The sequence below is a fragment of the Pseudomarimonas arenosa genome (assembly GCF_014841215.1).
Lineage (GTDB): Bacteria > Pseudomonadota > Gammaproteobacteria > Xanthomonadales > Xanthomonadaceae > Pseudomarimonas > Pseudomarimonas arenosa.
Window position 1 is genome coordinate 1 of the sequence record NZ_JACYTR010000027.1, and the last position, 25,622, is coordinate 25,622.

General features: G+C 62.4%; 20 protein-coding genes and 1 riboswitch. Of the genes, 8 read left to right on the plus strand and 12 right to left on the minus strand.

The annotated features are described in order from the left end of the window. Window positions 1–232 precede the first annotated feature (232 nt). On the minus strand, window positions 233–442 hold the full coding sequence (locus IFO71_RS12825) for a cold-shock protein (protein WP_192030042.1): 210 nt from the start codon (window positions 440–442) through the stop codon (window positions 233–235). A 270-nt stretch (window positions 443–712) separates the two neighbouring features. Continuing rightward, window positions 713–787: riboswitch (S-adenosyl-L-homocysteine riboswitch) on the plus strand. A 16-nt stretch (window positions 788–803) separates the two neighbouring features. Between IFO71_RS12825 and ahcY the strand changes: the two genes are divergently transcribed. The 4 genes from ahcY to IFO71_RS12845 all read left to right on the plus strand — a co-directional run bounded on the left by ahcY (window position 804) and on the right by IFO71_RS12845 (window position 8,442). Next, a complete protein-coding gene (ahcY, locus tag IFO71_RS12830) occupies window positions 804–2,249 on the plus strand; it encodes an adenosylhomocysteinase (RefSeq protein WP_192030043.1) in 1,446 nt (481 codons plus the stop codon). 134 nt (window positions 2,250–2,383) lie between these two features. Then, window positions 2,384–3,382 (plus strand): ABC transporter substrate-binding protein, encoded by a 999-nt coding sequence (locus tag IFO71_RS12835; protein WP_192030044.1) that lies wholly within the window; start codon window positions 2,384–2,386, stop codon window positions 3,380–3,382. Next, window positions 3,379–6,213 carry an ATP-binding protein gene (locus IFO71_RS12840; RefSeq protein WP_192030045.1) on the plus strand — a complete coding sequence of 945 codons (2,835 nt, stop codon included), beginning with the start codon at window positions 3,379–3,381 and terminating at the stop codon, window positions 6,211–6,213. Before IFO71_RS12835 ends, IFO71_RS12840 begins: the two co-directional genes overlap by 4 nt. Window positions 6,214–6,228: 15 nt before the next feature. Then, entirely contained in the window at window positions 6,229–8,442 is a 2,214-nt protein-coding gene (locus IFO71_RS12845; protein ID WP_192030046.1) for an EAL domain-containing protein, read from the plus strand. On the opposite strand, the gene IFO71_RS12850 is transcribed toward IFO71_RS12845, so the two are convergent. From IFO71_RS12850 to IFO71_RS12875, 6 genes are all read right to left on the minus strand, one after another. Continuing rightward, the gene (locus IFO71_RS12850; RefSeq protein WP_192030047.1) at window positions 8,427–12,509 is read right to left on the minus strand and encodes a two-component regulator propeller domain-containing protein; all 4,083 of its coding nucleotides are present in this window, start codon (window positions 12,507–12,509) and stop codon (window positions 8,427–8,429) included. The genes IFO71_RS12845 and IFO71_RS12850 overlap by 16 nt on opposite strands. A 113-nt stretch (window positions 12,510–12,622) precedes the next feature. Beyond that, complete coding sequence (gene tatC, locus IFO71_RS12855) at window positions 12,623–13,384, minus strand: twin-arginine translocase subunit TatC (protein WP_192030048.1); 762 nt, start codon at window positions 13,382–13,384, stop codon at window positions 12,623–12,625. Further along, complete coding sequence (gene tatB, locus IFO71_RS12860) at window positions 13,381–13,836, minus strand: Sec-independent protein translocase protein TatB (RefSeq protein WP_192030049.1); 456 nt, start codon at window positions 13,834–13,836, stop codon at window positions 13,381–13,383. The genes tatC and tatB overlap by 4 nt, the downstream gene beginning before the upstream one ends. A gap of 68 nt (window positions 13,837–13,904) precedes the next feature. After that, window positions 13,905–14,141 carry a Sec-independent protein translocase subunit TatA gene (gene tatA, locus IFO71_RS12865; protein ID WP_192030050.1) on the minus strand — a complete coding sequence of 79 codons (237 nt, stop codon included), beginning with the start codon at window positions 14,139–14,141 and terminating at the stop codon, window positions 13,905–13,907. Between the two features lie 108 nt (window positions 14,142–14,249). Then, window positions 14,250–14,930 carry a lipid-binding SYLF domain-containing protein gene (locus IFO71_RS12870; protein ID WP_332309373.1) on the minus strand — a complete coding sequence of 227 codons (681 nt, stop codon included), beginning with the start codon at window positions 14,928–14,930 and terminating at the stop codon, window positions 14,250–14,252. Between the two features lie 173 nt (window positions 14,931–15,103). Next, entirely contained in the window at window positions 15,104–15,970 is an 867-nt protein-coding gene (locus IFO71_RS12875; RefSeq protein ID WP_192030051.1) for a hypothetical protein, read from the minus strand. A 313-nt stretch (window positions 15,971–16,283) separates the two neighbouring features. On the opposite strand from IFO71_RS12875, the gene hemH reads away from it, so the two are divergent. Next, window positions 16,284–17,369 carry a ferrochelatase gene (gene hemH / locus IFO71_RS12880; protein WP_225444614.1) on the plus strand — a complete coding sequence of 362 codons (1,086 nt, stop codon included), beginning with the start codon at window positions 16,284–16,286 and terminating at the stop codon, window positions 17,367–17,369. Further along, entirely contained in the window at window positions 17,366–18,208 is an 843-nt protein-coding gene (locus tag IFO71_RS12885) for an alpha/beta fold hydrolase (protein ID WP_192030053.1), read from the plus strand. The genes hemH and IFO71_RS12885 overlap by 4 nt, the downstream gene beginning before the upstream one ends. Window positions 18,209–18,337: 129 nt before the next feature. Here IFO71_RS12885 and IFO71_RS12890 read toward each other — a convergent pair whose 3' ends face one another. From IFO71_RS12890 to ttcA, 4 genes are all read right to left on the minus strand, one after another. Continuing rightward, entirely contained in the window at window positions 18,338–19,087 is a 750-nt protein-coding gene (locus tag IFO71_RS12890) for a M48 family metallopeptidase (RefSeq protein WP_192030054.1), read from the minus strand. Between the two features lie 11 nt (window positions 19,088–19,098). Continuing rightward, window positions 19,099–19,587 carry a nuclear transport factor 2 family protein gene (locus IFO71_RS12895; protein WP_425502894.1) on the minus strand — a complete coding sequence of 163 codons (489 nt, stop codon included), beginning with the start codon at window positions 19,585–19,587 and terminating at the stop codon, window positions 19,099–19,101. 49 nt (window positions 19,588–19,636) lie between these two features. Further along, window positions 19,637–20,545 carry a recombination-associated protein RdgC gene (locus IFO71_RS12900; RefSeq protein WP_192030056.1) on the minus strand — a complete coding sequence of 303 codons (909 nt, stop codon included), beginning with the start codon at window positions 20,543–20,545 and terminating at the stop codon, window positions 19,637–19,639. A 78-nt stretch (window positions 20,546–20,623) separates the two neighbouring features. Next, window positions 20,624–21,517 (minus strand): tRNA 2-thiocytidine(32) synthetase TtcA, encoded by an 894-nt coding sequence (gene ttcA, locus IFO71_RS12905; RefSeq protein WP_192030057.1) that lies wholly within the window; start codon window positions 21,515–21,517, stop codon window positions 20,624–20,626. A 357-nt stretch (window positions 21,518–21,874) separates the two neighbouring features. Between ttcA and IFO71_RS12910 the strand changes: the two genes are divergently transcribed. Together IFO71_RS12910 and IFO71_RS12915 are read left to right on the plus strand one after the other, a co-directional pair. Further along, entirely contained in the window at window positions 21,875–22,081 is a 207-nt protein-coding gene (locus tag IFO71_RS12910; RefSeq protein ID WP_192030058.1) for a YdcH family protein, read from the plus strand. Between the two features lie 67 nt (window positions 22,082–22,148). Next, window positions 22,149–22,727 (plus strand): chromophore lyase CpcT/CpeT, encoded by a 579-nt coding sequence (locus IFO71_RS12915; protein WP_192030059.1) that lies wholly within the window; start codon window positions 22,149–22,151, stop codon window positions 22,725–22,727. Window positions 22,728–23,007: 280 nt separating this feature from the next. Here the strand turns inward: IFO71_RS12915 and plsB are convergent, their stop codons facing one another. Beyond that, window positions 23,008–25,599, minus strand: a complete 2,592-nt coding sequence (plsB, locus tag IFO71_RS12920) for a glycerol-3-phosphate 1-O-acyltransferase PlsB (RefSeq protein ID WP_192030060.1) — start codon at window positions 25,597–25,599, stop codon at window positions 23,008–23,010. Between the last annotated feature and the right edge of the window lie 23 nt (window positions 25,600–25,622).

Consider the following 25,622-nt stretch of genomic DNA (forward strand, 5'->3'; position numbering starts at 1 on the left):
GAGGGCCGTGCCAGCGCCGAAAGATCGCGAACACTCTGTTATCTCAACACCATCGGTCGAAACTCTCGCCCCGCTTGGAATTGCCGGATCTTTCGGCGCGACCTCATGAAATATCCGGGTTAATACCCAGCTCCTCCCTCTCCGCTGCGCTCGCTGGCGAATCTCGGGCACAAAAAAAGCCGGCGCGAGGCCGGCTTTTTTCTGCTAGCGGGTTTCCCCGCCCGCGGGTGGATCAGACCACCTGCACTTCCTCAGCCTGCATGCCCTTCTGGCCCTGCACGGCCTTGAAGGTCACCTTCTGGCCTTCCTGCAGCGACTTGAAGCCACTGCCCTGGATGGCGCGGAAATGCACGAACAGGTCCGGGCCGGACTCCGGGGTGATGAAGCCGAAGCCCTTGGCGTCGTTGAACCACTTGACGGTACCGCTTTGACGATTTGACATGTTTGACTCCTAAGTCAACCTGGAAAAATTACGCCCCCACCGGGACATCCGATAGAGCGACTGAGGTTGCTGGGAGTACATGAGACGATGAAGCGGCGGTCAATGACCGCAGCGGGGCACGATTCACTGTGACCCTGGCAAACGCAGTGCGCGTATCATACGCCGAAACTTCGAATTGTGCGAACACCTTCGTTCAGGTTGAAGGGTGAACGGCCGCCTGCTCGGATTCTTCGACGCGATTTCGACCGCTTCGCGATACAATGCGGGTCCGCTTTCGAGGGGCGCTGCGACCGTGACCACGGCCAGGCTCGGAAGTCATCACCGTTCCAACGGCGCCCTCCTTTGTTATGGAGACAACGCCATGAATGCTGTCGTCAAAGACATGCCGTCGCAGGACTACAAAGTCGCTGATATCTCGCTGGCCGATTGGGGCCGCAAGGAAATCGATATCGCCGAGCACGAGATGCCGGGCCTGATGTCGATTCGCAAGAAGTACGCTGCCGACCTGCCGCTGAAAGGCGTGCGCGTCACCGGCTCGCTGCATATGACGATTCAGACCGCAGTGCTGATCGAGACCTTGAAAGACCTCGGCGCGGATGTGCGCTGGGCCTCGTGCAACATCTTCAGCACCCAGGATCACGCCGCCGCCGCGATCGCCCAATCCGGCACACCGGTGTTCGCCTGGAAGGGTGAAACCCTGGAGGAGTACTGGGATTGCACCCTCGATGCCCTGACCTTCCCTGGCGACGGCTCTGATAAGTATCGGGGCCCGGAACTGGTGGTGGATGACGGCGGCGATGTCACCCTGCTGATCCACAAGGGCTATGAGCTGGAACACGGCTCGACCTGGGTCGATGGCCCGAGTGAGTCGGAAGAAGAGCAGATCATCAAGAATCTGCTGAAGCGCGTGCACAAGGAGCGCCCGGGCTTCTGGGGCAAGGTGGTCAAGGATTGGCGCGGCGTTTCGGAAGAGACCACCACCGGCGTGCACCGTCTATATCAGCTGGCCCAGGCCGGCAAGCTGCTGGTGCCGGCGATCAATGTCAACGACTCAGTCACCAAGTCGAAGTTCGACAACCTGTACGGTTGCCGCGAGTCGCTGGCCGATGGCCTGAAGCGGGCGATGGATGTGATGCTCGCCGGCAAGGTTGCGGTGGTCTGTGGTTATGGCGATGTCGGCAAGGGCTCTGCACATAGTTTGCGCGCCTACGGCTGCCGCGTGGTGGTCACCGAAATCGATCCGATCAATGCTCTGCAGGCGGCGATGGAAGGTTTCGAGGTGAACACCGTTGAGAACACCCTGGGCCGTGGCGATATCTATGTCACCACCACCGGCAACAAGGATGTGATCACCCTCGAGCACATGACCCAGATGAAGAATCAGGCCATCGTCTGCAATATCGGCCACTTCGACAACGAGATTCAGGTCGAGAAGCTGAACAAACTGCAGGGCGTGAAGAAGGTCAATATCAAGCCGCAGGTCGACAAGTACATCCTGCCGGATGGCCGCGAGATGTTCCTGCTCGCCGAAGGCCGCCTGGTCAACCTCGGCTGCGCCACCGGTCACCCGAGCTTCGTGATGTCGAACAGCTTTTCCAATCAGACCCTTGCACAGATGGATCTGTGGGCCAATCGCGAGTTCTATGACAAGAAGGTCTACGTGCTGCCAAAGAAGCTCGACGAGGAAGTCGCGCGTCTGCACCTGGAGAAGATCGGCGTTAAGTTGACCAAGCTTACCGACGCCCAGGCCGACTACCTCGGCGTGCCAGTCGACGGCCCGTTCAAGCCGGAACACTATCGCTACTAGGCGCTGCCGACTTGAATCCTGGAACGGGCGCTGCGGCGCCCGTTTCTGTTTGAAGAGTGATCATTCGAGCGAACGGCGACCCAGGCTAAAGCGCTATACTCGAACCACGTTCGGAGACGATACCGGTGGCGCCAATGGCTAAGCTGTATTCGCTTCTTGGAATCTGTCTCTGCGCGCTCTTGTTGGCCTGCGGCCAAGCCCCGGAGGCTCCGCCGGCAGCCCCTGCTGAGCCGCCTGCAACAGCGCCCTCCAGCACCAGCCATCTGCGCCTCGGCATCGATCAATGGCCGGGCTATTACCCAGCAGTGCTGGCCGACGAACTTGGCTATTTCGCCAACGCCGGCCTGACCGTTGAACTGCAGCTACCCGGCGACACCGATCGCATGCTGGCCGAGTTCGCCGCCGGTGAATACGACATGATCGGCGTGGCGCTCGGCGACCTGATCACCCTGAGTCGCCAGCGCGAGGATGTGGTGGTGCTGCTGGTGTCGGATCAATCGGCCGGAGGTGACGCCTTGTTGGCGGCACCCGGCTTCGAGATTCCATCCAGCGGCCCGGTACGGATCGGCACCAATCTCGGCGGGTTTGGCGAGCTGTTTATCCGCGAACTGCTGCCGCAAATGGCAATCGACCCGGCCCGCGTCGAGTGGATCAATATCGATGCTTCCAGCGTGCCCCAGGCCCTGTTGTCGAAGCAGATCGATCTGGGCCATTGCTGGGAGCCGTATGCCTCACAGGCCGAGGCACTGGGCGCCACACGTCGTTTCAGCAGCGCCGATACGCCGGGCCTGATTCCCGACGTGATCGCCGCCACCCGCCACGCTGCCGATGCCAATCCCGCCGCCTACCGAGCATTCACCGATGGCTGGTTCCGCGCCGTCGACTGGTGGCGCAGCCACCCGGAACAGGCCGCGCAATTGATTGAGCAACGACTTGCTCTGCCCGCCGGAGGCGCTGGACTCACCGGCATCGAATTGCAGGATCTGGCGGCGAACCAGCGTTTGCTGGGCGCATCAGGTGCCGCAGAGCTGGAGCCGGTGATCGACCGCTATAGCGAATTCTTTGTGGCCCGAGGTCGCTTGATCGATCCGATACAGGCAAAGGAGATGCTGATTCCAGAACTGCTGCCGTGAGCACGCGCAACTTCATCGCCTTGATGTTGCTGCTGCTGGCCGGCCTGCCGATGTGCGTCGGCGCCTGGCTGCTGCACGGGCGCGAGGTGCAGTCGGCGAGCAGCAGACTCGACCAACGCCTGAGCGCCTTGAACACCGAACTTAGCAACGAGTTAGGTCGACACATCGAAGCGGCGCTTGAGGCGGTCCGCGCCGACGGCAGCCTGCCCGGGCTGGCCGAAGCGGTGCTCACCGAGCACATGGAAACCGAGCAGCGCCTGCAGGTCAATCGCCTGCTCACCGCACTGAAGGGCCGTGATCCGCTCAACATGGCCGATATCAGTCTGCTCGACCTTAACGGCACTGTCCGTGCGTCGACCAATGCCAGCGTCGTCGGCAGTGACCAAAGCCAGTCTGAAGACTATCGGGCGGTACGCCAGCTGGCACGGCCATTCTGGTTCAGTGGCAACCGCGGCGCCGGTCAACGAACGGCGCTGCTGATCGCCGCCTCACCCATTCGCGATGTGCAGGACGAGCCAGTCGGTGTGCTGCGGGTGCAATACCAGGCCGCCATGCTGACCCAGATCCTGGACGGAGAAATTCGCGACGCTCCCGGCTTCGGCGCCCAACTGTTCGGCCCCATGGGCCAGCGCTTGGCGGAGGCTGGCGCCAAGGGCACGGCACTGGACTCCCAGCCGATTCCCGGCAGCGCCGCGCAACAGCTCGGACAAGGCACGGAGCAGCTACGAGCGCTGGCCAGTGTGCTGCCGCGCACGGGCTGGCGCCTGGTAGTGTTCGAGCCCGGCCAGCGTGCACTGGAGCGCCGCCAATCGATCGACCGGCGCTGGATCGCGCAAGCCAGTGGCCTGGCCGTACTGATGGCCGTCGCCGCCTGGCTGATCGGCCACTTGATTGCAGCGCCATTGATGCGCCTGACCAGTACCGTCAGCTCGATCGCGGAAGGCGATCTCGATCGCCGGGTACGCCCTTCGGGCAGTATGGAGATCAGACGCCTCGCCGAAGCTGTCAACGACATGAACCAGCGCCTGGCAGTGAATCTCAATTCGCTGACCCAGGAGCTGAGCCAGCGACGTGAGGCCGAGGCCGAACTTCGGGCAAGTGAAGAACGGCTCAGCACACTGATCGACCAATTACCTGGAACGGTCTACCGCTGCCGCTGGCAACCCGCCTGGCAAATGCTATTCATCAGTGCCCAGGCAAAGCAGCTGACAGGATACAAACCGGCTGCGCTGATCGGCGACCAATCCTTGAGCTATGCATCGTTGATTGCCGCAGATGACTTCGAAAGTACGCGCGAGAAAATCGAGCAGGCGGTGCGCGAAGGACGACCGTTTGAGGTTCACTACCGATTGTTTCATCGAGATGGCAGCCTGCACTGGGTGTGGGAGCGAGGCCAGGCTCACTATGGCGCCGAACACGAAGTGCAATGGCTGGACGGCGTTCTGTTCGACATCAGCGAAGCACGCCGTGCCGAGCTGTTGATCACTACATTGCGCGAGAGCATTGATCACCAGATTGGTGGCGACTATTTCAGCTCACTCGGTCAGGCGATCAGAAACGCGCTACGCATGAGCGCTGCCTTCATCCTGCGCTACCGACCGGGCCAGCCCTTGCAGCGGCTGACCACCTCAGCCGACGACGATCAATCGACGGAGGCCCTGGTTGAGATCTTGCGGCCGCTGTTCGAACAGATTGTCGAGCGCGGCGAGTTGCTGCTGGAAAGGGGCCTGCATCGGCAGCATCCATCGGTCGGACACGGTATCGATGGCATCGTCGGCATCGCCCTGCGCAACACCGCCGCGATACCGATCGGCGTGCTGGCGGTGGTTCATCGCCACCCGATTACCGATGGCAGCGCCGCCCTCGAGCTGCTGCGGCTATGCGCGCCGCGAACCGTGGCGGAGATCGAACGTGCCGAGGCCCAGGCACAACTGCAGACCCTGGCCGAACAGCTGGAACAGCGCGTCGAGCAGCGCACGGCCGAACTGCGCACCAGCCATCAGCAATTGTCGCAGGCGATGGATCAGGTGATGAACAGCGAGAAGCTGGCCTCGTTGGGCAGCCTGGTGGCTGGCGTGGCGCATGAACTCAGCACGCCAATCGGCAATGCCCTGACGTCGGCCACCGCCCTGCACAGCTTGATGCGGGTGTTCAGCAAGGAGAGCAGCAGCGGCCAGCTACGACGTTCCTCACTTGATCGGTTTGTCAGTGAAGGTCAGGAGGCGGGCGAACTGATCGAGCGCAACCTGCATCGGGCAGCCGAACTGATCAATCACTTCAAACAAGTCGCGGTGGATCAGACCAGCGCCAGAAGGCGCCGTTTCGATCTTAACACCACACTACAGGAAGTCCTGACCACCCTGCGGCCACAGCTCAAGCGCACAACCCATAGGATTGAATGCGAGGTACCGCCCGGGATCGAGTTCGACAGCTTCCCCGGCCCCTTGGAACAGGTGATCACCAACCTGATTACCAACAGTCTCGACCACGCTTTTCCCAACGCTCGCTGCGGCACGATCTCCATTCGGGCCGAGTCTTTGGGCGCGTCGGCGCGAATCGAGTATCGTGACGATGGCGTTGGTGTGCCGAGCGAATACTTGCGCCGGGTCTTCGATCCATTCTTCACCACCCGACTGGGCAGCGGCGGAAGCGGACTCGGCTTGTATCTGGTGCACAATCTGGTGCGTGGCGTGCTGGCGGGCTCACTGCGCATGGAAAGTACGGAGGGAAGCGGAACTAGCTTCTACATCGAGCTTCCACTTCAGCCCCCGCAGCTCGGTGATGGCAATGCGGAAGTCATCAACATCATGCATCGACAGGCCAACGGGTAAAGGAGCGCCACCGCTGTGAGCAACGATGACCTGGTAATCCTTATTGAAGAAGAGGACAGCCCGACACGCGAGCACCGGCCGAGTTGGAGCGTACTGGTGATCGACGATGACAGCGAAGTGCATGCGGCAACCTCGTTCGCCTTGCGCAGAGTGGAGATTCTCGGTCGGCCGTTGCAGCTCTGTCACATGCACTCCGCTCAACAGGCACGCGCACAACTACTGGATATGGAACCGCCGGCAGTGGTGCTGCTCGACGTGGTGATGGAAACCGAGGATGCAGGATTGCGACTGGTCGATTTCCTGCGATCGGACTGCGGCTGGAGCGAAACCCGCATCATCCTGCGCACCGGCCAACCAGGCCAGGCGCCGGAACTAGCCGTATTCGACCGCTACGACATCAACGACTACCGAACCAAGGCCGAATTGACCCAAACAAGGCTGATCACGGCAATTTCCGGCGCCATCCGCTCCTTTGATCAGATCCATACCATCGCCGAGAATCGCCGCGGGCTTGAACTGATCATTCGCTCCGCGCCTGATCTGCTCAATCAACGGGCAGTCACGACGTTTGCCGAGGGCGTGCTGACGCAGTTTGCCGCCCTGCTTCGGGTGCCCCTGGACGGCATCGTTTGCGCGCAGCGTGGCTCACCGCTCGACCCGGAGGATCTTCGCTTGTTTGTGGTAGGCGCTGCAGGCAGGCTTGCCAACACCGCACTGCAACCGTTGGATCAGCTGGAAGATCGCGAGATCGGTCTGTTTATCCGTCAGGCGATCGAACAACGCACTCACCAGTTTGAATCCCATCGCAGTGTCCTGTTTCTGAACGCGGCGGGACGCGATGCCGCGGTGTTCATCGCCGCCGGGCACAACCTGCTCAAACTGGACCGACAACTGATCGAAGTGTTCGCGGCCAATATCTCTGCCTGCTTCTCGAATCTGCAACGCTTTGAAGAAATCAACTTCGTCGCCTTCCACGATGGCCTGACGGGCATCGGCAACCGCGCTCAGTTGCTGCGCGACCTTGATAGCTTGCGCTGCCAGGGACAAGGGCAGGTCGAGCAGGCAGTGGCACTGATCGACATCCGACAGTTTGCTGAACTCAACGATGGCCTGGGGCAGGAACTGGGCAATCAGATTCTGATGACCGTTGCCAGACGAATACACGCACGATTGGGCCAGCACTGTGCGCTGGCCCGCGTCGGCGCCGACGTGTTTGCCATCGCCGGCCCTGCGGAGTGGGTCAATCCGCAGCAGCTTCTGGATCTGTTTGCCGAGCCCTTTGCCATCGCTGAACATAGACTTCATCTGCGGATCTCGCTGGGCTTGGCGCAGATCACGTCCGAGAGCGAGTCGGCCATCAACCTGCTCAAACAGGTCAGCATCGCCCTCAACCGAGCGAAGCGTAGTCTGAACCGTGATCACGTCTACTTCGAAAAGGAAATGGAGCACGACACCCGAAGGCGGCTGTCGATCATCCATGCCTTGCACGAGGATTTTCGCCGTGATCGGCTGGAAGTCTGGTTTCAGCCGCAGATCCGCGCCGATGACCAGGCCGCAGTCGCGATGGAGGCCCTGCTGCGCTGGACCGGCGAGCAAGGCTTCGTACAACCCCCCAATGTGTTTGTGCCGCTGGCAGAACACAGTGGATTGATCATTGAGCTGGGCTATTTCGTGCTGCAGCGCTCGCTCGAAGCCTTGAGTCGATTGAACGATCGCCCGGGCGCGCCGGTCAGGGTGTCGGTGAATGTCAGCCTGGCACAGTTCCGTCAGATCGATTTTCTGCAACGTGTACAACGCATCATTGCCGAATCAGGCCATCCGCCGCAGGCGATAGAACTGGAAATCACTGAATCGATCGCGATGGATGAACCGAAGGTCGTGAGCAATACCCTACGCGCGTTGCGCGCATTTGGCGTGCGCGTCGCGGTTGATGATTTTGGCACCGGCTACTCCTCTCTCACGCAGCTGCGGCAATTGCCGCTCGATGCGATGAAGATCGACCGCAGCTTTGTCCTTGATCTTGCTGAACCGGACGGTCGCTGGCTGGTCGAAAGCATCATCGCGCTGTCCAAGCGACTGGGACTTGAGAGCGTGGCTGAAGGCGTGGAATCGGCCGAGCAGGCCGCGCAACTGCGCGACCTTGGCTGCGATCTTCTGCAGGGCTACCATTTCGCCCGCCCGATGCCCCTGTCAGGACTGCTTGATTGGCTGGATCAGCGCGCCGCCTGATCTCCACCCAAACAGCCAGCTAAGCTCACCTCAATGGCATCGAGCGTCGCACTCACGGCATGCTCCAGCTGATCGCGTACTGCGAGCGCTGATTCCAGCCCGGCCGACTTGACTTGGGCCTCACACCGCGCAGCCGCTGCGGCCAGTCTTTCCAAACCTACCGTTCCACTGGTTCCTTTCAAGGTATGCAGCAGTCGCTGCACCTCATCCTGATCGGCGGCGCCCCATGCCGCATGCAATCTCTGCAGCCAATCGCGATGATTGGCCCGAAAGCTCCGCAGCAGCCGCTCAGCCACCTCATGATTTCCACCCAAACGAAGGGTGATGCGCTCAAGATCAAGCCACGAGGATTGCAGCTCGTCTGGCGTTGCGTCGGCTACAGAGAAGTGCTCGCCTATGTCGGATTGCGGCGCCCCGTCAGGCGATCGGGCCCGCCCCTCGATCCAGCTGGCGAGGCAGGCAAACATGCGTTCGGGCTGCACGGGCTTACCAAGGTGATCGTCCATTCCCGCATCCAGGCAGCGGCGCCGATCCTCGTCCATGGCGTTCGCGGTCATCGCGATGATCGGCAAGCTCAGCCGGCCGATGCGCCGAATCTCGCGGGTCGCAGTGAAGCCATCCATACCCGGCATCTGCACATCCATCAGTACCGCGTCGAAGCGGCCACCGCGCACCTGCTCGACTGCCTGTGCGCCATCGCTGGCCAGAACCACTTCGATGCCGGCGCGACGCAGCCATTCCGATGCCACCTGACGATTGACGTCGACATCATCGACCACCAGCACGCGCTTGCCACGCAAAGAGCGCGCCGTCGCTGCATCCCAAGGAGCCTGCGTCGCACCCGCACTCGGCGCCAGCGCATCGGCCGCGGCTGCATCGAAACTCAGCGTGAAGGAGAATTCGCTACCGCGCTGAGGACGGCTTTCGGCCTGAATCTCTCCCCCCATGGCGCGCACCAGACGTTGGCTGATGGCCAGACCCAGCCCGGTGCCGCCGTACAGGCGCGAAGTGGAACTGTCTGCCTGGTGAAACGGTTTGAACAGACCCTCGACCTGCGCCTCACTCATGCCGATGCCGGTATCGCGTACGCAGAACCTCAATCGTCGGCGCGCTGTTTCACTGCCTTGCTCCTCGACGGCCAGCACCACCTGCCCGCGCTCAGTGAATTTCACTGCATTTCCGGCCAGATTCCACAGCACCTGACCCAAGCGCAGACTGTCACCGACCAGCACCAGATCAGGATCGACCGCGGGCAATAGCAGGTTCAAGCCTTTTTCTTCGGCCCGCGCCGACACCAGATCCGCGACCCGACTGAGCACATCACTCAGTCGGAAGGGCGCGTGCTCCAGTTGCAGCTTTCCGGCCTCAATCTTCGACAGGTCGAGAATGTCGTTGATGATGCCCAGCAGGGACTCACTAGCATTGCGGATCTTCGACAGATAGTCGCGCTGCTGGACGCTTAGCTCGGTTTCCAGACACAGTCGCGACATGCCGATGATGGCGTTCATCGGCGTACGGATCTCATGTGACATGTTGGCCAGGAAATCGGACTTGACCCGACTGGCCTTTTCCAACGCCTGGGTGCGCTCCTGAACCTTTCGTTCCAGCGCATCGCGCTGTCGATGCAGGTAGGCCGTGCGGACCTGGATGAACAGGACCAGCGCAAGCAAGGTCAGCAGCGCAAACAGTACTCGCGCCCAGACGGTCTGCCACCAAGCGGGCAATACGGTCAGCGGCACTTCCAGCGGTTGCTGGGAAAAGTAGCCGGAGCGGTTGCTACCACGCACCTGCAACAGGTACTCGCCGGGTGCCAGATTGTTGTATGCCGCCTGCCGATGGCTGGCGCCGACCTCATTCCAGGCATACTCAAAACCGTGCAGGCGAAAGGCATAGCGATTGCCACCGGGCTGGCTGAAATCCAGTGCTGCAAACTCAACGCTCAAGCTGCGTTGCCCAGGCCGCAGAACCAAACGCTGGTCACTCAACGGCAATCGCGGCTGACCGTCGATGCGGATATTGGTCAGTACGATCGGTGGCTCGTAGCGCCAAGGCTGGTAGCGCCAGGGCTGCACCACCAGCAATCCCTTGCTGCCGCCGAACAGCATACGGCCATCGGCTAACGCGGCGTAGGCACGGAACCAGCCGATGCCAAACTCCACGCCGTCGGCCAGGGTCAACTCGTGCACGCTGCCATCCGCCGGATCGTGCACGAATTGATGAGTCCAGATACGCCCCTTGCTGTCCTGCAGCAGGTTGGCTCCGAACGAGCGCCCCGTCTGCGCTGAGACCTGCTGGAACGACACCGTGCCATCGCTGTTGCGCTGTCCGAGATGCAGCCCTTCAGCGGTATCGACCCACAGCCGTTGCTGATCGTCGATCAAGAGCCCGGTCACGCTGTGATGGATCAGGTCCGCGGACGCTGGCGAGCGAACCCGAAGCAGGCGGCTCTCGCTGGCCGAGTAGCGATACAGGCCCTGCAGTGCCCCGACCCAAAGCTGCCCTTCGGCGTCGACCTCCATGGCATTGATCGACAGGCCACTGCTGGCCAGCCCCTCGACTGCAACCACCTGCAGTTGATCGACGCTGGGCGGCACGCGATGCAATCCGCCGAGCGAGCCAATCCACAGCGTTCCATCGGGGGCGCGCAACAGGCGTCGCACATCGCGACCAACAAAGGTGTGGCGCTCGCCGAAGGGATCAATCTCACCGGACTCCAGGTTCAGGCGCAGCAGACTGGCGCCTCCCACCCACACCCAGCCGTCCACCGACGGTGCCAAGGCGCGCACGCGACCGGCCAGCATGCCGTTGGTGGCGGCCGGGAAGTGTCGAATGGGCGCCAGTCCATCATCGAGCAGCAGCACACCTTCGCTGGCCGAGCCCAACAATACCCGGCCATCCTGCAGCGCCAGCACGCTGTTGATATTGCCCTCGGCGAAGCCCTCGCCGAATTCCCGCAAGACCTCTATCGCCTCAGCTTGCGAATCATAACGCATGAGTCCACTGCCAAAGCCGCCCAGCCATACACCGCCTGCACGGTCAAGCAACATGCTTCGGATATCGTTGCCGGCCAGACCAAAGGGCCGGTCATGGGCATAGCTCAGCGACTGAATCAGTCGACCATCATTGCTCCGCCTCCGCTCCAGGCCGCTGCCGCGTCCGACCCAGACTTCATCATCGCTCACCTGCAGAAAGCTCTGGGCGGCACCGCGAATGTCTTCCGATCGACTGCCGGAACTGACCATGCGCAACAACTGCACTCGCTCAGGATCGATCATCGCCACCTGGCCGGTCTGCGTGCCGACCCACAGGCGACGTTGTCGATCGAGCAACAGGCTCCAAAGCACACTTCCGCTCAATGGCTGCGTACCGGAGACCGTGGCGGGCTCGGCATCGACATAGGCCTGCGCACCCAGCGCCAAGCGTTTCAATCCGTTCCAGGTGCCAATCCACAATACATTGAGTTTGGCGTCGAACTGCAGGGACTCGACCTGCAGGTCACCGGGCTGAGCTCGCTCGCCGTCGGCGTGGGTGTAGTAGCGCACGCTGATCGACTGCGGATCGACCCGCAGCACACCGCGGGCCGAACTGGCCATGTAGATGCTGCCATCGTCGGCCTCGACAATGCTGTGCACGCTGCCACCGAGTCCAGCCTCGGTGCTGCCACTGACTGGGATTCGGGTGAACCGACCAGTGGCAGGGTCGAACATCGCCGCACCGTCGCCCTCGGTGCCAATCCACAGGCGCCCGTCCGCCGCTACATACAGGGTTCGAATGTAGTTGCCCGGCAATGAGGTGGGGTCGGCCGGATCGCGACTGAAGCGCCGAAATTCATAGCCATCGAAGCGCAACAGACCGACCGTGCTGCCAACCCAGATCAGGCCGGAGCGGTCTTCGGCCAAGGCGGTAACGATGTGATCAGGCAGTTGTTCGACGTTGCCAAAGCGCTGAAAGCGCATGGCGCGCTCACTGACCTGCGTGGCGGCCAGGCAACAACTGCAGCTCAGCAGCAACAGCAAGGCGGCGATGACCTTGATGTTCAGCAAGCCCGCCGGACGGCGAGACGGCATCAGCTTGCGGATCGCGGAGTGACCAAACAAAGCGCTCCCCAGTCAGGCCCGGGCGAGCGCTGAGTATACGGGGCCCGTACGCCTGTTCGACGTGAGCGATCGGCAACCGCCAGTCAGTCGTTGCTGGCGTCTTCCGCGTCGGTCTTGCTGTGCGGCAGACTGCGTGCGGCGATCAAGCCGACCTCGTACAGCAGGCACATCGGGATGGCCAGCATCAGTTGCGAGACCACGTCTGGCGGGGTCAGGATGGCGGCGATGACGAAGGCACCGACGATCACATAGGGTCGCGCCTCGCGCAGTTGCTCGTCGCTCAGCCAGCCCAGCGTGCGCACGATAACCACTGCCACCGGCACTTCGAAACAAAATCCGAAGGCGATGAAGATCACCAGCACGAAATCAAGGTACTTGGCGATGTCGGTCTTCATCGCCACGCCATCCGGCGTCATTGCGGTGAGGAAGCCGAACACCGTCGGCAACACAAAGAACCAGGCGAATGCACAACCGAGATAGAACAGCAGCGAAGCGGATACCAGCAACGGGCGCGCCAATCGTTGCTCGTGGCGGTACAAGCCAGGCGCCACAAATGCCCACAGCTGGTAAATCACCATCGGCATGGAGATCACCAGGGCGGTGACGAAGGCCAGTTTCAACGGAGCGAAGAACGGGCTGGCCGGGTCGATGGCAATGATTTCACCACCGGCCGGCAGCACATTGAGCAGTGGCTGGGCAAACTGCGTGTACAGTTGCTGGGCAAAGGGCATCAGCGCAGCAAACACCAGCATCACAGTGACCACCGCGCGCAGCAACCGACCACGCAGTTCCACCAGATGCGCTACGAAACTCTCGCCGCGATCTTCCTCTGCACTGCCGCTCATTTGTGGCCGACTTCCTGCGCGTCTTGCACGGCGGGCGGAGCGGTTGCCTTGCCCGGCCCGGCCTCCTCGCGCTCGGCCTCTGCCTGCAGCGGTTCGCGCATCGCCCGCTCATCGTCAGCGCTGGCATCGTCGGATGTAACAGGTTGATCGACAGCGCTGTCTGTGCCATTCGCCGACACCGGCTCCTGAACTGAACGTTCCAGCGCCTTGGCATCGGAGGCGATCGACTGTCCCAGGCGATCGAGTTCGTTGGCCTCTTGCTGCAGGCTCTTCTTTAGATCAGCTTCCGCCAATTCGCGCTCCAACTCGTTGCGCACCGAGTACCAGGTAGCGCGGGCACGCCGCATCCACAGCCCGGCAGTGCGCGCGGCGCGCGGCAAGCGTTCCGGTCCCAACACCAGCAGACCGACGATGCCGATCAGCAGCAATTCGAAAAAGCCGATATCAAACATCGCCGAAAATCTGGGGCTTCGATCGGTAAGCGGGACGGCCCCGCGGGCCAGGTTGAACGCGGGTCAAGCTAGTCCTGACGCGATTTCTGCGCGCTACTCGCCTGCCCGTCGTTCTGCTTGGTAGGCGAATCCAACTTGCTCTGCTCAGCGCTCTTGTCGTCGCCCTCGTTCTCGGCCAGACCCTTCTTGAAGCTGCGAATGGCGGCGCCCAGATCGCCACCGACATTGCGCAGTTTCTTGGTGCCGAACAGCAGCACCACGACCAGCAAGACGACCAACCAGTGCCAAAGGCTGAAACTACCCATGAGTCAACAATCCTTGAATGAACCTTTCAATGATACCGCGCCATTGCGACAGGCGCGGACCAGACTGATGGCAGTTGCAAGTCGGCCGAGACTCGGTCCACCGTGGTATCAGCGCGCCGAATACTCTTCCAGGCGGTCGCGCAGGTCGACGATAGAATCATCGGGTCGCCCGACCCGGCCTTCGATGATTGCCCGGGCGGTGGTGTTGCGGCCGTACACCGCCTGATTGGCACGATTGTCGATCGAGATCACCGCACCATCCAGGGCCACACCCGCAAACAGGCCACGTGCACGTGAGTAACTGTAGATCTCCGCTTTCAGGTCACCATCGGTCGAGGCCGCTGCGGTGCGACCGACTGGACCGGCCGCCACTGAGGCATCCGCGCCCAAGGTGAACTTGCCATTGACGATGGTAGCGACGCCGCGCTGACTGCGGAACACCAGCACCACATCGGTCGACTGCACGCCGGCCTGGAAGCCAACACTGGCGCCGGCCAGCTTGATGAAGCTCGGGTTCGACCAGGTGCCGTCCTCGGTGCGCACCATCACCACCCCCTTGCCGGCTCGGCCACCGATAACGAAACCCGCCTTGACCACATTCGGGATGATGGCGATGGCGCGCGCGTCGCGCAGCAGCTTGGTTGGAATCGACTGCTCGGGCATGCGCATGATTTCATCCATCACCACCACGGCATCATTGACGCGCTTGTTCTCTTTCTCGCCCGCGCTCGCCGTCAGGCAGCCGAGCATGCTCAGCAGGAAGGCGAAAGTCAGCTTGTATGTGTTCACTCGATGCACCCACTCGGATCAACGGTTGGACGGGATAGCCTGAACTTGCGCAGGCAACTCGCTGGCGATGCTAGGCGGGCCAGCATTAACTCAAGGTTATCGGAGTGAATCCGGCGCCAGGGCAATCGGGGTTCGGCCAGCCGCCTACCCGCGGTTGGCGGCGTTCGCGGGCCTCAGGAAGTTTGGCGCAGGCGGCGAGCGCCTACGGCGACGGTCACAACACCGATCAGCCACAGCACCCACGGTGCTGCCACTGGCACCGCCTCAGGGGCGGCCGCCTGACCACCCGGCGTCGTTGAACACGGTGCCACCGGTGCGATCGCCAGGCCCTTCATGCCGACATCGTGATTGATCGTCGACACCACGGTCGCCGCGCCGGTTTGCAGGTCGACGCGGGCCACGCGTGTCGGGCGCGACGCATCGCGCGGGTCGAGCACCGCCCAGAGCACGCCACTGGCGTCGAAGTCGAGCCCGACATTCTCATTCGGACCACCGACTCCGAGCGCACCGACCAGGGTGGCAGCGGCACTGTCGCGATCGATTCGATACAGACCAGCATTATTGCCGACGCTTACGCCGTACAGCTGTTCGCCGCGTCCGGCCAATCCAGACAGTGCAGCGCCAGTACTGCCGACACGGCGCACCTCGGCATTGCCACGATTGACCTCCCACAACTCGCCGGTTTCTGAACTCAGCCAGAGCCGGTTGTCACAGGTGAATGCCAAGCCATAATCGAGCTGACCTTCGGGCCCCAGACCCGCCAGACCACTCAGCTGCCCAATCAGATTGCCCTGCCCGGTCGCTGAGTTGATCCGGATCAGGAAGTCGGTAGCTACGCCGCCCGAGCCGGCACTGGCATCGACCGCGCCCAGCAATTGGCCGCCGCTGTCCAGCGCCAGACCTTCGATATCGTTGTAGCCCACAGGCCCGATCAGGGTGAACTGACCGCTGCCGAGATCCAGGCGATAAAGATCACGGAAACCCACCCCATAGGCCATGGGCTCGGCCGCAAGCTGGCTCGACAGTAGTAGTAGTGCCACCAGCCAAAGCCGGAGCACGCCGCGGGGACGCATCGGGTCGTCCTTTTCGTTGTAAGTTTTGTGGGCAATCGTCACTGCGCCTGTTCCGGCGCTGCTATCAGGATAGCAAGGGATCCGGCCAGGCGGAAGCTCTGCCCCGTGCAAGATGGCCACCGCGGAGCTCAACCGTGCTCACGGCATCGGCACGGATTGCGTTGGAGAACAAGCTATCATGGCCGCCCGCGCCCAGCGGCGTGTGACCGCGCCTCGACCTTGGGTGCCCCGATCGTAGCCATTCGCTGACCAGCCAGGGCCAGGCATGCAATTCAAGGGAATGACCTCTCCACAGCACGCCACGGACGAGTTCACCGGGGTCTTGCTGGTGAACCTGGGCACACCGGAAGCACCAACGCCCGCCGCGGTACGGCGCTATCTGGCCGAGTTTCTGTCCGACCCACGGGTGGTCGAACTGCCGCGTGCCGTGTGGCTGCCCCTCCTCTACGGCGTAATCCTGCCATTTCGCTCGCCGCGATCGGCCCGCGCCTACGCCTCGATCTGGACCCCGCAGGGCTCACCGCTGAGGGTGTTCAGTCAGCAGTTGGCCGAAGACCTCGATCAGCATCTGGCTCGGTTGGGCTGCCGAGTGCGGCTGGCACTGGCCATGCGCTACGGCGCGCCGTCGATCGCCTCGGTGCTAGACCAGTGGCGCGACGCAGGTCTGCGCCGGCTGCTGGTGCTGCCGCTGTACCCGCAGTATTCGGCCACCACCTCGGCCAGCGTGTTCGATGCGGTGATGGACCAGCTGAAAACCTGGCGCTGGACACCAGAGCTGCGTTGGATCAACGACTACTACCAGGAGCCCGGCTGGATCGCGGCGGTGGCCGAACGCATTCGCGAGTTTCGCGCCAGTAACGGCGCCGGCCAGCATTTGCTGTTCTCCTTTCACGGCTTACCGCAACGCAATCTGATCCAGGGCGACCCTTATTTCTGCCAATGTCAGGCCTCGGCCCGTCGCATCGCCACCCGTCTAGGGCTCGCGGAGGGGCACTGGTCGATCAGCTTTCAGTCGCGCGTCGGCAAGCAAGTCTGGCTACAGCCCTACACCGAAACACATCTTGCCGATTTGGCCAGTAAGGGCATCAAACAGGTGGACGTGGTCTGCCCCGGTTTTGCCGTCGACTGCCTGGAAACACTGGAGGAGATCGCAGAACGCGCAGCCGAGCACTTTCTCGCCAGCGGCGGTGAGCAGTTGCGCTACGTGCCGGCGTTGAATGCCGAAGCCTCACACGTGCAGCTGCTGGGTCGTCTGATCCAGCGGCATGGACGCGGTTGGCCGGGCCTGGACACCGCTACCGCAGAGCTCGCCGAGCCAGGGCGCGAACAGCGCGTGGCCGCGTATCGAGGGCCGCAGGCACCATGAGCCACGCCCAGGAGCTACGCGCCACCGGCCGTGTCGAACTGACTGCCCTGCGCTTCAATCGCGGTGCAGGGCTCAAGGTCCTGGCCCTGCATGGCTGGCTCGACAACGCGATGAGTTTCGCGCCCTTGGCCGCGGCCTGGCCGGAGGCCGAGATCACCGCACTGGAGTTTGCCGGCCACGGTCATTCACAGCACCTACCGCCCGGCGCCTGGTACCACTTGATCGATTACCTCGACGATATCAGCGCCGGCATGACGCTGATGACCGAGGGCTGCGATCTGCTGCTCGGCCATTCCCTTGGCGGCGCCAGCGCCACCGCATTCGCCGCCGCGCGACCGGCACAGGTACCGCGAATGGCACTGATCGAAGCGCTCGGCCCGATCGCCTATGCACCGGAAGTTGCGACCCAGGCGCTGCGCACTGGCCTCGACGAACGCGCCGCACTGGCCAGCAAGCAACTGCGCCTGTTCGAATCGATTGAACAAGCTGTTGCCGCGCGCCTGGCGGCCAACCGCATGCAGCCGGAAAGTGCACGCCTGCTGGTCGAACGTAGCCTGAGGGTGGCCGGCGAGGGCTGGTGCTGGGCTAGTGACCCACGCCTGCGCGTCGCCAACCCGTTGCGGCTGAGTGAGGCCGCAATCCAGAACTGGATCGCCGCCATCGAGTGCAAGGTCTGCCTGATTGCCGCCGACCATCCACCGCCCTACTTCACCGAAGCCACTCGCCAATCGCGCATTGCCTGTCTTCGCGATTCGGAACAGCACATTCTGCCCGGTCATCACCATCTGCATATGGATGATCCGCAGGCCGTAGCCGCAGTGTTGAAACAGTTTGTGTAAGGCGGGGAGCGCTACGGTATTGCGGGGAATCAATGGGTTGTGCCATCGATCCATGGCAACGGGCGGCCGGTCGCTGCGGTTTGGCAAACGGCAGGAGGCTCCGTGCACCGCAGGAGTCTCTGAACTTGTTCAGAGATTCCCTAACAACGCCGCCAGCTCCTGCTTCAGTGCCAGCCCGTGCTGGCGCAGCCAGCGGCGCTGCGGCCGCCAGTCACCGAAGCGCGCTTCGACCTCGCGCCAGAACGCGGGGGAATGATTGGGCTGAATCAGATGACACAGCTCATGCACCAGCACGTAGCGGTAGGCATCGTCCGGCGCCAGGATCAGCGCCAGATCCAGTGACAGCGTCCCCCCCGGATTCAAGGCGCCCCACAGCGAGCGCAGCGGGTGCAGGCGAAAGCGCTGCGGTACGCGCGGCAAGCCGGGCAACAGCGCTGGCAACCAGCGACCAAGGTCGGCACGTGCCTGGGCCTGATAGAAGTCAGCCAGCAGCCTGCCCAGTCGTTGCTCACTGAACCCGGCCGGCGCCTCGATACACACGGTTGCGTCAGCCAGCTGGATACGGGCAAAGCGCGCCTCACGCCATACGATGGGGCGCGTCTCGCCGCGCAGCGGCAGGTGGTCGCGCTCGCGCAGCCCAGGTAGCTGTGGCGGTCGGTGCAGCTGCCACTGCTGACTCAGCCAGCCGCGGTGCTGCTCGACGAAGGATTCAGCCTGCCGCTCCGAAACACCCGGTGGCAAGGTCAGGCGCGCGCCCGCTTCAGACACCGTAAGTCGAAGTCGCCGGGCGCGCGGCTCAACCACCCAGCGCACTTGCAGCGGCGCACCGGATTCATCCACCGCACCGGCCAGCTCACGCACTTGAACCTGTCGTTTCATCTGCGACCGAGCTATCTGTGACTGGCCAGATAGCGTTGCAGATTGGCTTGCGCCTGCGACTTGACCTTGCCCGCCAGCACGGGCGTCCAGCCCAGCACCAACCCGATCGGCCCGAGCGCCTGCCGCGACCAGCGCCAGAAGGAGAAATGATCGCGGTGACGCTGAATCAATCCATCCTTGAATTCGAATTCCGCGTCGATGATGTTGTGCACCATGCGACCGGTGGCACTGAATCGATAGCGTGGCTCCCAGTGGGCGCTGCCACGCAGGTCATCTGCTGCACCGATACTGAACTCCAGGGCCCAGACGTCGCGGCCTTTCTGCCGCACCGCATCGCACAGCATTGCCCACATGCCACCAATCTCGCGGCGCCCGCGCAGATGGAACACCGGATCCTGAAACTCGGCGTCTTCGGCGTAACAACGAGCCATGGCCGGGGCATCCAGCCGCTGAAACGCTGTGTATAGGGCGGAAAGCAACTCTTGATTCGGATGGTTCACCGGCGCCTCGCAGGAATCCCATGGCAAGGCGCACTGTATCCCGAAATGCCTACTCGTAGGCACTGAGCTTGAATGCGCTCTCGATGACCGCGAACAGGCGGCGCAGTTCGCCCACCATCAAGGCGTAGCGCGCATCGAGCTCGGCGCGCACAGAGTCGAGCTCATTGCTCTCCAGCGATTCGACTGCGCCGTCAAGGAACTTCAGCTTGCGCACCACCAGATCGTCGCCGAGTACGAAGCTGAGGTGGTCGTCAAGGACCAGGGCCAGACGCGAGCACTGCTTGCCCGCTTCCAGGTGCTTGGCCACCTCGTCAGCGGTCAGCTCCTGGCGCTGGCACTTGACCACGGCGCCACGATCGACCGGATCCTTCAGTTCGCACTCATCGCCCAGACTGAGACCTGCCGGCAGCGGCTCGCCGGTCAGCCAGGCGGTCAGAATGCTGCGTGGCGCGATCTCTGGATTGACCGGCACGGCGGGAAAGCTGCCCAGGGCCTTGCGCAGCTCGCTGAGCAATTCCTCGGCGGACTTGCGCGACGAAGTGTCGATTGCGGCGATGCCAGCCTTCAGATCGAGATGGGCGGCGGTGCGCATCGGCTTGGCGAAGGCCTTTGGCATCAGCTCATGCAGCAGTTCGTCTTTCAGTCTCTTGCGCGCCCGACCGCCGAGGCGCTTGCCCTCGGATTCTTCGATCTCGGTAGCTTTCTTGGCGACCAGGTCGTTGACCACGGCTGAGGGCAGGATCTTGTCCTCGCCCCCCAACATCAGCCAGACGCCCTCATTGATCTGATGGCTCATCGCCGCATCGTCACGCCCGAACGGCGAAACGAAACCGCGCGAGGACATTTCCAGCGCGCCAACCGGCTTCAGCCGATGTTCGTCCAGCGCCACGTCGAGATCGTCCAGCGCATCGCGCAGGCTGTTCGGGAAGCGAAACAAAGTCAGATTCTTGAAGAACATCGGATTCACCTGGTGAGAGGCCAAGGAGCAGCACAGCGCAGTCGCGCTGAGACTCTCGAGGCAGTGATGAGTTAAGGCTTATGCAAGTTGCAACGCGATCGGCGCGGGCCTGCCGTCGGCTTCGACCTCGGCGCCGGAGCCGAGCCAGCCGTGCACATCGGGCAGCGGCGCAGCGGAGTGCCGACCCAGGGCGAGGAAGTCAAACAACTTCGGATCGGCCAGCTGGGACGGCCGAACATCACCCAGAGCGCGGGCAATGGTATCGATGCGGCCCGGAGTTTCACGATCCCATTGATCGATCATGCGCTTGACCTGCTTGCGCTGCAGGTTTTCCTGCGAGCCGCACAAGGTGCAAGGAATGATCGGAAACGCCCGTTGCTCGGCATACGTGGCGATATCGTCCTCCTTGACGTAAGTCAGCGGTCGGATCACCACATGCTTGCCATCGTCCGACAGCAACTTCGGCGGCATGGAGCTGATCTTGGCGTGAAAGAACAAGTTAAGAAAGAAGGTAGCAACCAGATCGTCGCGATGATGGCCAAGGGCGATCTTGCTAAAACCTTGCTCCTCGGCATAGGTATACAGCGCACCTCGACGCAGTCTCGAGCACAGCGAGCACATGGTCTTGCCTTCCGGCACCACCCGCTTGACCACCGAATAGGTGTCCTGTTCAAGAATCTTGTACTCGACGCCGATCGATTCCAGGTACTGTGGCAGCACATGCTCGGGGAAGCCCGGCTGCTTCTGGTCCAGATTCACCGCGGTGATGCTGAAGTTGACCGGCGCCTTCTTCTGTAGCTGCAGCAGGATATCCAGCATGGTGTAGCTGTCCTTGCCGCCGGACAGGCAGACCATCACGCGATCGCCTTCTTCGATCATTCCAAAATCGGCAATCGCCCGCCCGACCTGGTGGCGCAGGCGCTTGGCCAACCTGTTGTGTTCGTGTTCGAGCTTGCGCAGGGCAGCGTTCATCGCGGTACCGTGAAGAATCGTGAATGGATGGCAGCCGCCAATTTTACCCTTTCCGCGACCAGGAACCGGAGTTACCTTAGCGATTGTCCGGAAATGCCTCCGCCCCCGCGCAGTTCGGCTCGGGTAAGCTAATGCCCTGTCCCGGAAATAGATTGCTGAACTCGGCACGCGGAGGCGGCATAGCGGCGCCCTGCACGACAAGCAACGCAGTAGCGGCGCCGACAGAGCGGGTTCGCGAAGTACCGCTGGGAAAGACACCGGGCGACGCCGGGTACGGCGCCGCGACAGGTTTTCAAGGTCACGCAGTTGCAAGGAATTGCTGATGCACGATCGATTGTTGCCCAGTGGCGCGCGCGCATGAACCAGACCGATCCTGCCGAGCTGGTCCGCCGGCTGACCGAGCTGCGTACCGAACATCGCGATCTCGATCTGGCCATTGCTCAGCTGGCTGAATTGAATGGCCGCGACGAGTTGCAGATCAAGCGACTGAAGAAGCGCAAGCTGTTGCTGAAAGACTCGATCGCCAAGATCGAAAGCGCCCTGATTCCCGATCTCAATGCCTGAACTGCGTAGAACCCTTTTCAGCTGTGTGCTGCTGACGTCGCTGCTGACGCTGGCCTGCAGTCGGGCCGTGGCACCGCCCGACCTGGCCGCCGAGCAGTTGCGCGACCAATTGGCCGGCTTCTACAGCAGTGAACGGCAAGCCGAAGAGGATGCCGACTACTACCATCTTCAGCTGGCCCTGATTCCGATCCTACCGGGGCACCGCAACGGCGCCTGGCTGTATGTCGAGCAGGCCTTGGCCGAACACCCGGCCCGCCCACAGACGCAGCAGGTCTGGCGTCTGCAATCAAATGGCGAGACATTGATCGCGCGGCGCTATGCACTGGCGCAGCCAGAACGCTTCGTACGCGGCTGGGAGACCGGCTCGCTGGAGCAGATCGACCAGAAACAGCTGAGCCCGCTCGCGGGCTGCGATCTACATGTTCAGCAAGCCGATCAGCGCACCGATGCGCTCACCGGCGATGCGATCTGTCGGCTCGATTCGACCCAGGTCGAAACACGCGATCACTGGATCTGGCAAGACGATCGACTCAGCCGTTGGGAACGCGGCTTTGACCGCAGCGGCCTTCAGGTGAGAGGCCCCATGAACGGCCCCTACCTGTTCGATCGCGCCGGCCAATTCGCGCCGTTGCAGGGCGGCTTTTAGTTTCGTTCCGCCCTTCGGGCGGTGGGGGCCGGGTTTATCGACAGCACATCCGTGTACTGGCGAGCGGGTGATGATGAGAATCACCGCGCACATCGTGTGCGCGTTCCCACGGGCCCCGTTGATTGGCCATCCTGGCCGCAGCGCTCGTACTCCGAGCGCTGGGCGCGGAACCGAATGGTGAAGCGGTCCAAAGGGGGAAGTGCGCGCACCTTCCGTGTACAGCGCCGAGCAACGCAGCCAGGCTCGGGGAATGGCGCGCATGTTTGAGGCAGGTCAGGACCTACTCCATTTCCTCAACCTGCAGACCGCTCTTGCGTGCAGTCTCAGGGGTGATCTTCTCGATCGAATGGCGCAGTTCGCGCGACAGGATGATCTTGGCATCCTTGGCCCAGTTCTCCAGACGTCCGTCATAGGCCAGTTTGCCGCTCTCGTCAGTCCAGATGAAGCGCAGCTCGCGCATCTTGCCGATGAAACCGCGGAACAGGCTGCGGTCGAAGAACTCCGGTGCGGCCTGCGAGTAGAGCAGGGAGAGTCGCTGCGCGCTGAGATGGCACAGGGTTTCCAGTTCGCCCGCTGATACCGTGTTCGGGCCGTTCTTCACCAGTATCGAAATGGCGATGTAGTAGCGCTCGAAGGCCTGCTGCAGGCTGTGCGCGATCACGCGCAGCTGGAACACCTCGTCGGTCTGGCCAGGACAGCGCTGCAAGTAGCCTTGCTCGGCATCGAAACTGAACAGCCCGCGCCGAATGAATACATCGATCACCTTGTCGATGCGCTCGCCGAATTGCTCCGGCGTCCAGGGCAGGAACAGCTCGCTCTGCACGAAGGGGAAGATCAACTGCCCCAATCGGGCGACGCCGGCGCGACTCATGCGGCGATTGTTCTGGAAGCAACAGGCCACCCAGGACGCAGCGGCGAACAGATGCACCACATTGTTGCGGTAGTAGCTCTGCAGCACCCGCTCTTCGTCCTTGTAGGCCAGCACATCACCCAGTGGATGGGCGGTGCGGACCAGCACGCCAACCTTTTCGCCGTAGGCGATGATCTCCGCCGGAGACAGCGGCGTCACCGTCATGCGATCGGAAAACGGCACGCTTCTGGCAATGTCGCAATAGAGATCGATCTGCGCCAGCAGATCCGTCTCGGCAATCGCGTGCTTCGGGGTCGCCAGCAGCGACAGTGCGATCAGGTTGATCGGGTTGAGATCGGCAGCGCGATTGATATGGGTCTGGATGCGCCAGGCCAGCCGATCGACCGCCGTGTTAAGCCAGCTTGGCTTCTCGTCCGGTGCCGCCAGGGCATTGCGCCAGTTGGCATCAACGTCGTCCAGCACCTGTTCGAGAAAGATCGGCTCACCGAAATTCACCGTGACCTGACCGTAGCGATTGCGCAGCAGTCCGAATGAGGCGCGCAGCAGCCGGCCCAGACTTTCGCTTTTCTTCGGTTGACCGGAGAGCTCGTTGAGATAGCTCTTGCCCTCCATCAGCTTCTCGTAACCGATGTACACCGGCTGAAACACTACCGGCCGACGGTGCTGACGCAGGAAGGCTTTCAAGGTCATGGCCAGCATGCCGCCCTTGGGCGACAGCAGGCGTCCGGTGCGCGAGCGCCCGCCTTCGATGAAGTACTCGATCGACACGCCGCGACCCAGCAGAGTGGCCACGTACTCGCTGAAGATCACCGAGTACAGCGCATTCGATTTGAAGCTGCGGCGCAGGAAGAAGGCACCGCCACGACGCAGGATGGCGCCCACCACCGGCAGGTTCAGATTCACCCCGGCGGCGATATGCGGAGGCACGATGTGATTGACGTAGAGCAGGTACGACAACAGTAGATAATCGATATGGCTGCGGTGACAGGGCACGTAGATCACCCCATTGCCGGGCGCCACGTCCTTCAAGCGCTCGAGGTGATGCACGCTGACACCCTCGTACAGCTTGTTCCAGAACCAGGTCAGCATGAACGACCAGGATCGCACCACCGGATGTGAATAGTCGGCGGCGACTTCCATCGCCATTGCGCGCGCCTTGTTGTAGGCCGCTTCATAGCCAGTGCCATCGCGACGTGCCTGATCGGCGATCGCCCGACGCACCGACTCACTATCAAGCACGCCATCGACCAGGGTGCGCCGATGCGACAGATCAGGCCCGATCACCGCCGTGCGGATGCGGCGGAAATGTGCTCGCAGAACGCGCGAGACCTTGCGCACGGTGCGCTCCTGCGGCAGGCCCTCGGCCACTACCTGACGCAGCGAGACCGGATTCGAGAAGCGCACGATGGTATTGCGGCCGTTCAAGATCACCGACAGGAAACGGCGAAAGCGACCGACCAGGGTCCAGTTTTCCGAGAACAGCACCCGGAACCAACCTTCGTTGCGGTCCGGTGCTCGTCCGACAAAGATCGATACCGGCACGATCTGAACATCCAGATCGGCATCGACTTCGGCCGCCTGGACCAGCTTGGCAATCCCCTCGGAGTGCGTTCGTGAGCGCGGCCTTCGCAGCCAGAACCCATGCCGACGCGATAGCGCCACCATCGAGCGTCCCTTGCCCAGGAGATCACCGCCCTGCATCGAGATCAGCGGCGAGGGAAAGCCCAGCTCGCGACAGGCCCGTTCCAGGATCAGGTAGTTGGACACACCATAGTGCTCGACCACATAACACACGGGTCGGTTGAAGTCGATCAGATTGGCGTCCGGCCGGGCAGGCTCATGGCGGATCTGCAGCCAGGGCTCTGCCAATTTGCCAAGCCAGCGGAGCCAGAGCGGCACCCGCGTAGTCAGCTTGGCCGGCGCGCGCTGTGGCGACGCCGGTTCGGGCTGCTGTTCGGCTTGGTCTTCGGGGACGAGTGAGCCGCGGAATCGCTGTGCCATCGTAAGCTCCCGAGTCGGGGTGC

Excerpts from the sequence above, each read along its gene's own strand:
- IFO71_RS12825 (WP_192030042.1), bottom strand. The coding sequence starts at position 442 with ATGTCAAATCGTCAAAGCGGTACCGTCAAGTGGTTCAACGACGCCAAG.
- ahcY (WP_192030043.1), top strand. The coding sequence starts at position 804 with ATGAATGCTGTCGTCAAAGACATGCCGTCGCAGGACTACAAAGTCGCT.
- IFO71_RS12835 (WP_192030044.1), top strand. The coding sequence starts at position 2,384 with ATGGCTAAGCTGTATTCGCTTCTTGGAATCTGTCTCTGCGCGCTCTTG.
- IFO71_RS12850 (WP_192030047.1), bottom strand. The coding sequence starts at position 12,509 with ATGCCGTCTCGCCGTCCGGCGGGCTTGCTGAACATCAAGGTCATCGCC.
- tatC (WP_192030048.1), bottom strand. The coding sequence starts at position 13,384 with ATGAGCGGCAGTGCAGAGGAAGATCGCGGCGAGAGTTTCGTAGCGCAT.
- tatB (WP_192030049.1), bottom strand. The coding sequence starts at position 13,836 with ATGTTTGATATCGGCTTTTTCGAATTGCTGCTGATCGGCATCGTCGGT.
- tatA (WP_192030050.1), bottom strand. The coding sequence starts at position 14,141 with ATGGGTAGTTTCAGCCTTTGGCACTGGTTGGTCGTCTTGCTGGTCGTG.
- hemH (WP_225444614.1), top strand. The coding sequence starts at position 16,284 with ATGACCTCTCCACAGCACGCCACGGACGAGTTCACCGGGGTCTTGCTG.
- IFO71_RS12885 (WP_192030053.1), top strand. The coding sequence starts at position 17,366 with ATGAGCCACGCCCAGGAGCTACGCGCCACCGGCCGTGTCGAACTGACT.
- IFO71_RS12890 (WP_192030054.1), bottom strand. The coding sequence starts at position 19,087 with ATGAAACGACAGGTTCAAGTGCGTGAGCTGGCCGGTGCGGTGGATGAA.
- IFO71_RS12900 (WP_192030056.1), bottom strand. The coding sequence starts at position 20,545 with ATGTTCTTCAAGAATCTGACTTTGTTTCGCTTCCCGAACAGCCTGCGC.
- ttcA (WP_192030057.1), bottom strand. The coding sequence starts at position 21,517 with ATGAACGCTGCCCTGCGCAAGCTCGAACACGAACACAACAGGTTGGCC.
- IFO71_RS12910 (WP_192030058.1), top strand. The coding sequence starts at position 21,875 with ATGAACCAGACCGATCCTGCCGAGCTGGTCCGCCGGCTGACCGAGCTG.
- plsB (WP_192030060.1), bottom strand. The coding sequence starts at position 25,599 with ATGGCACAGCGATTCCGCGGCTCACTCGTCCCCGAAGACCAAGCCGAA.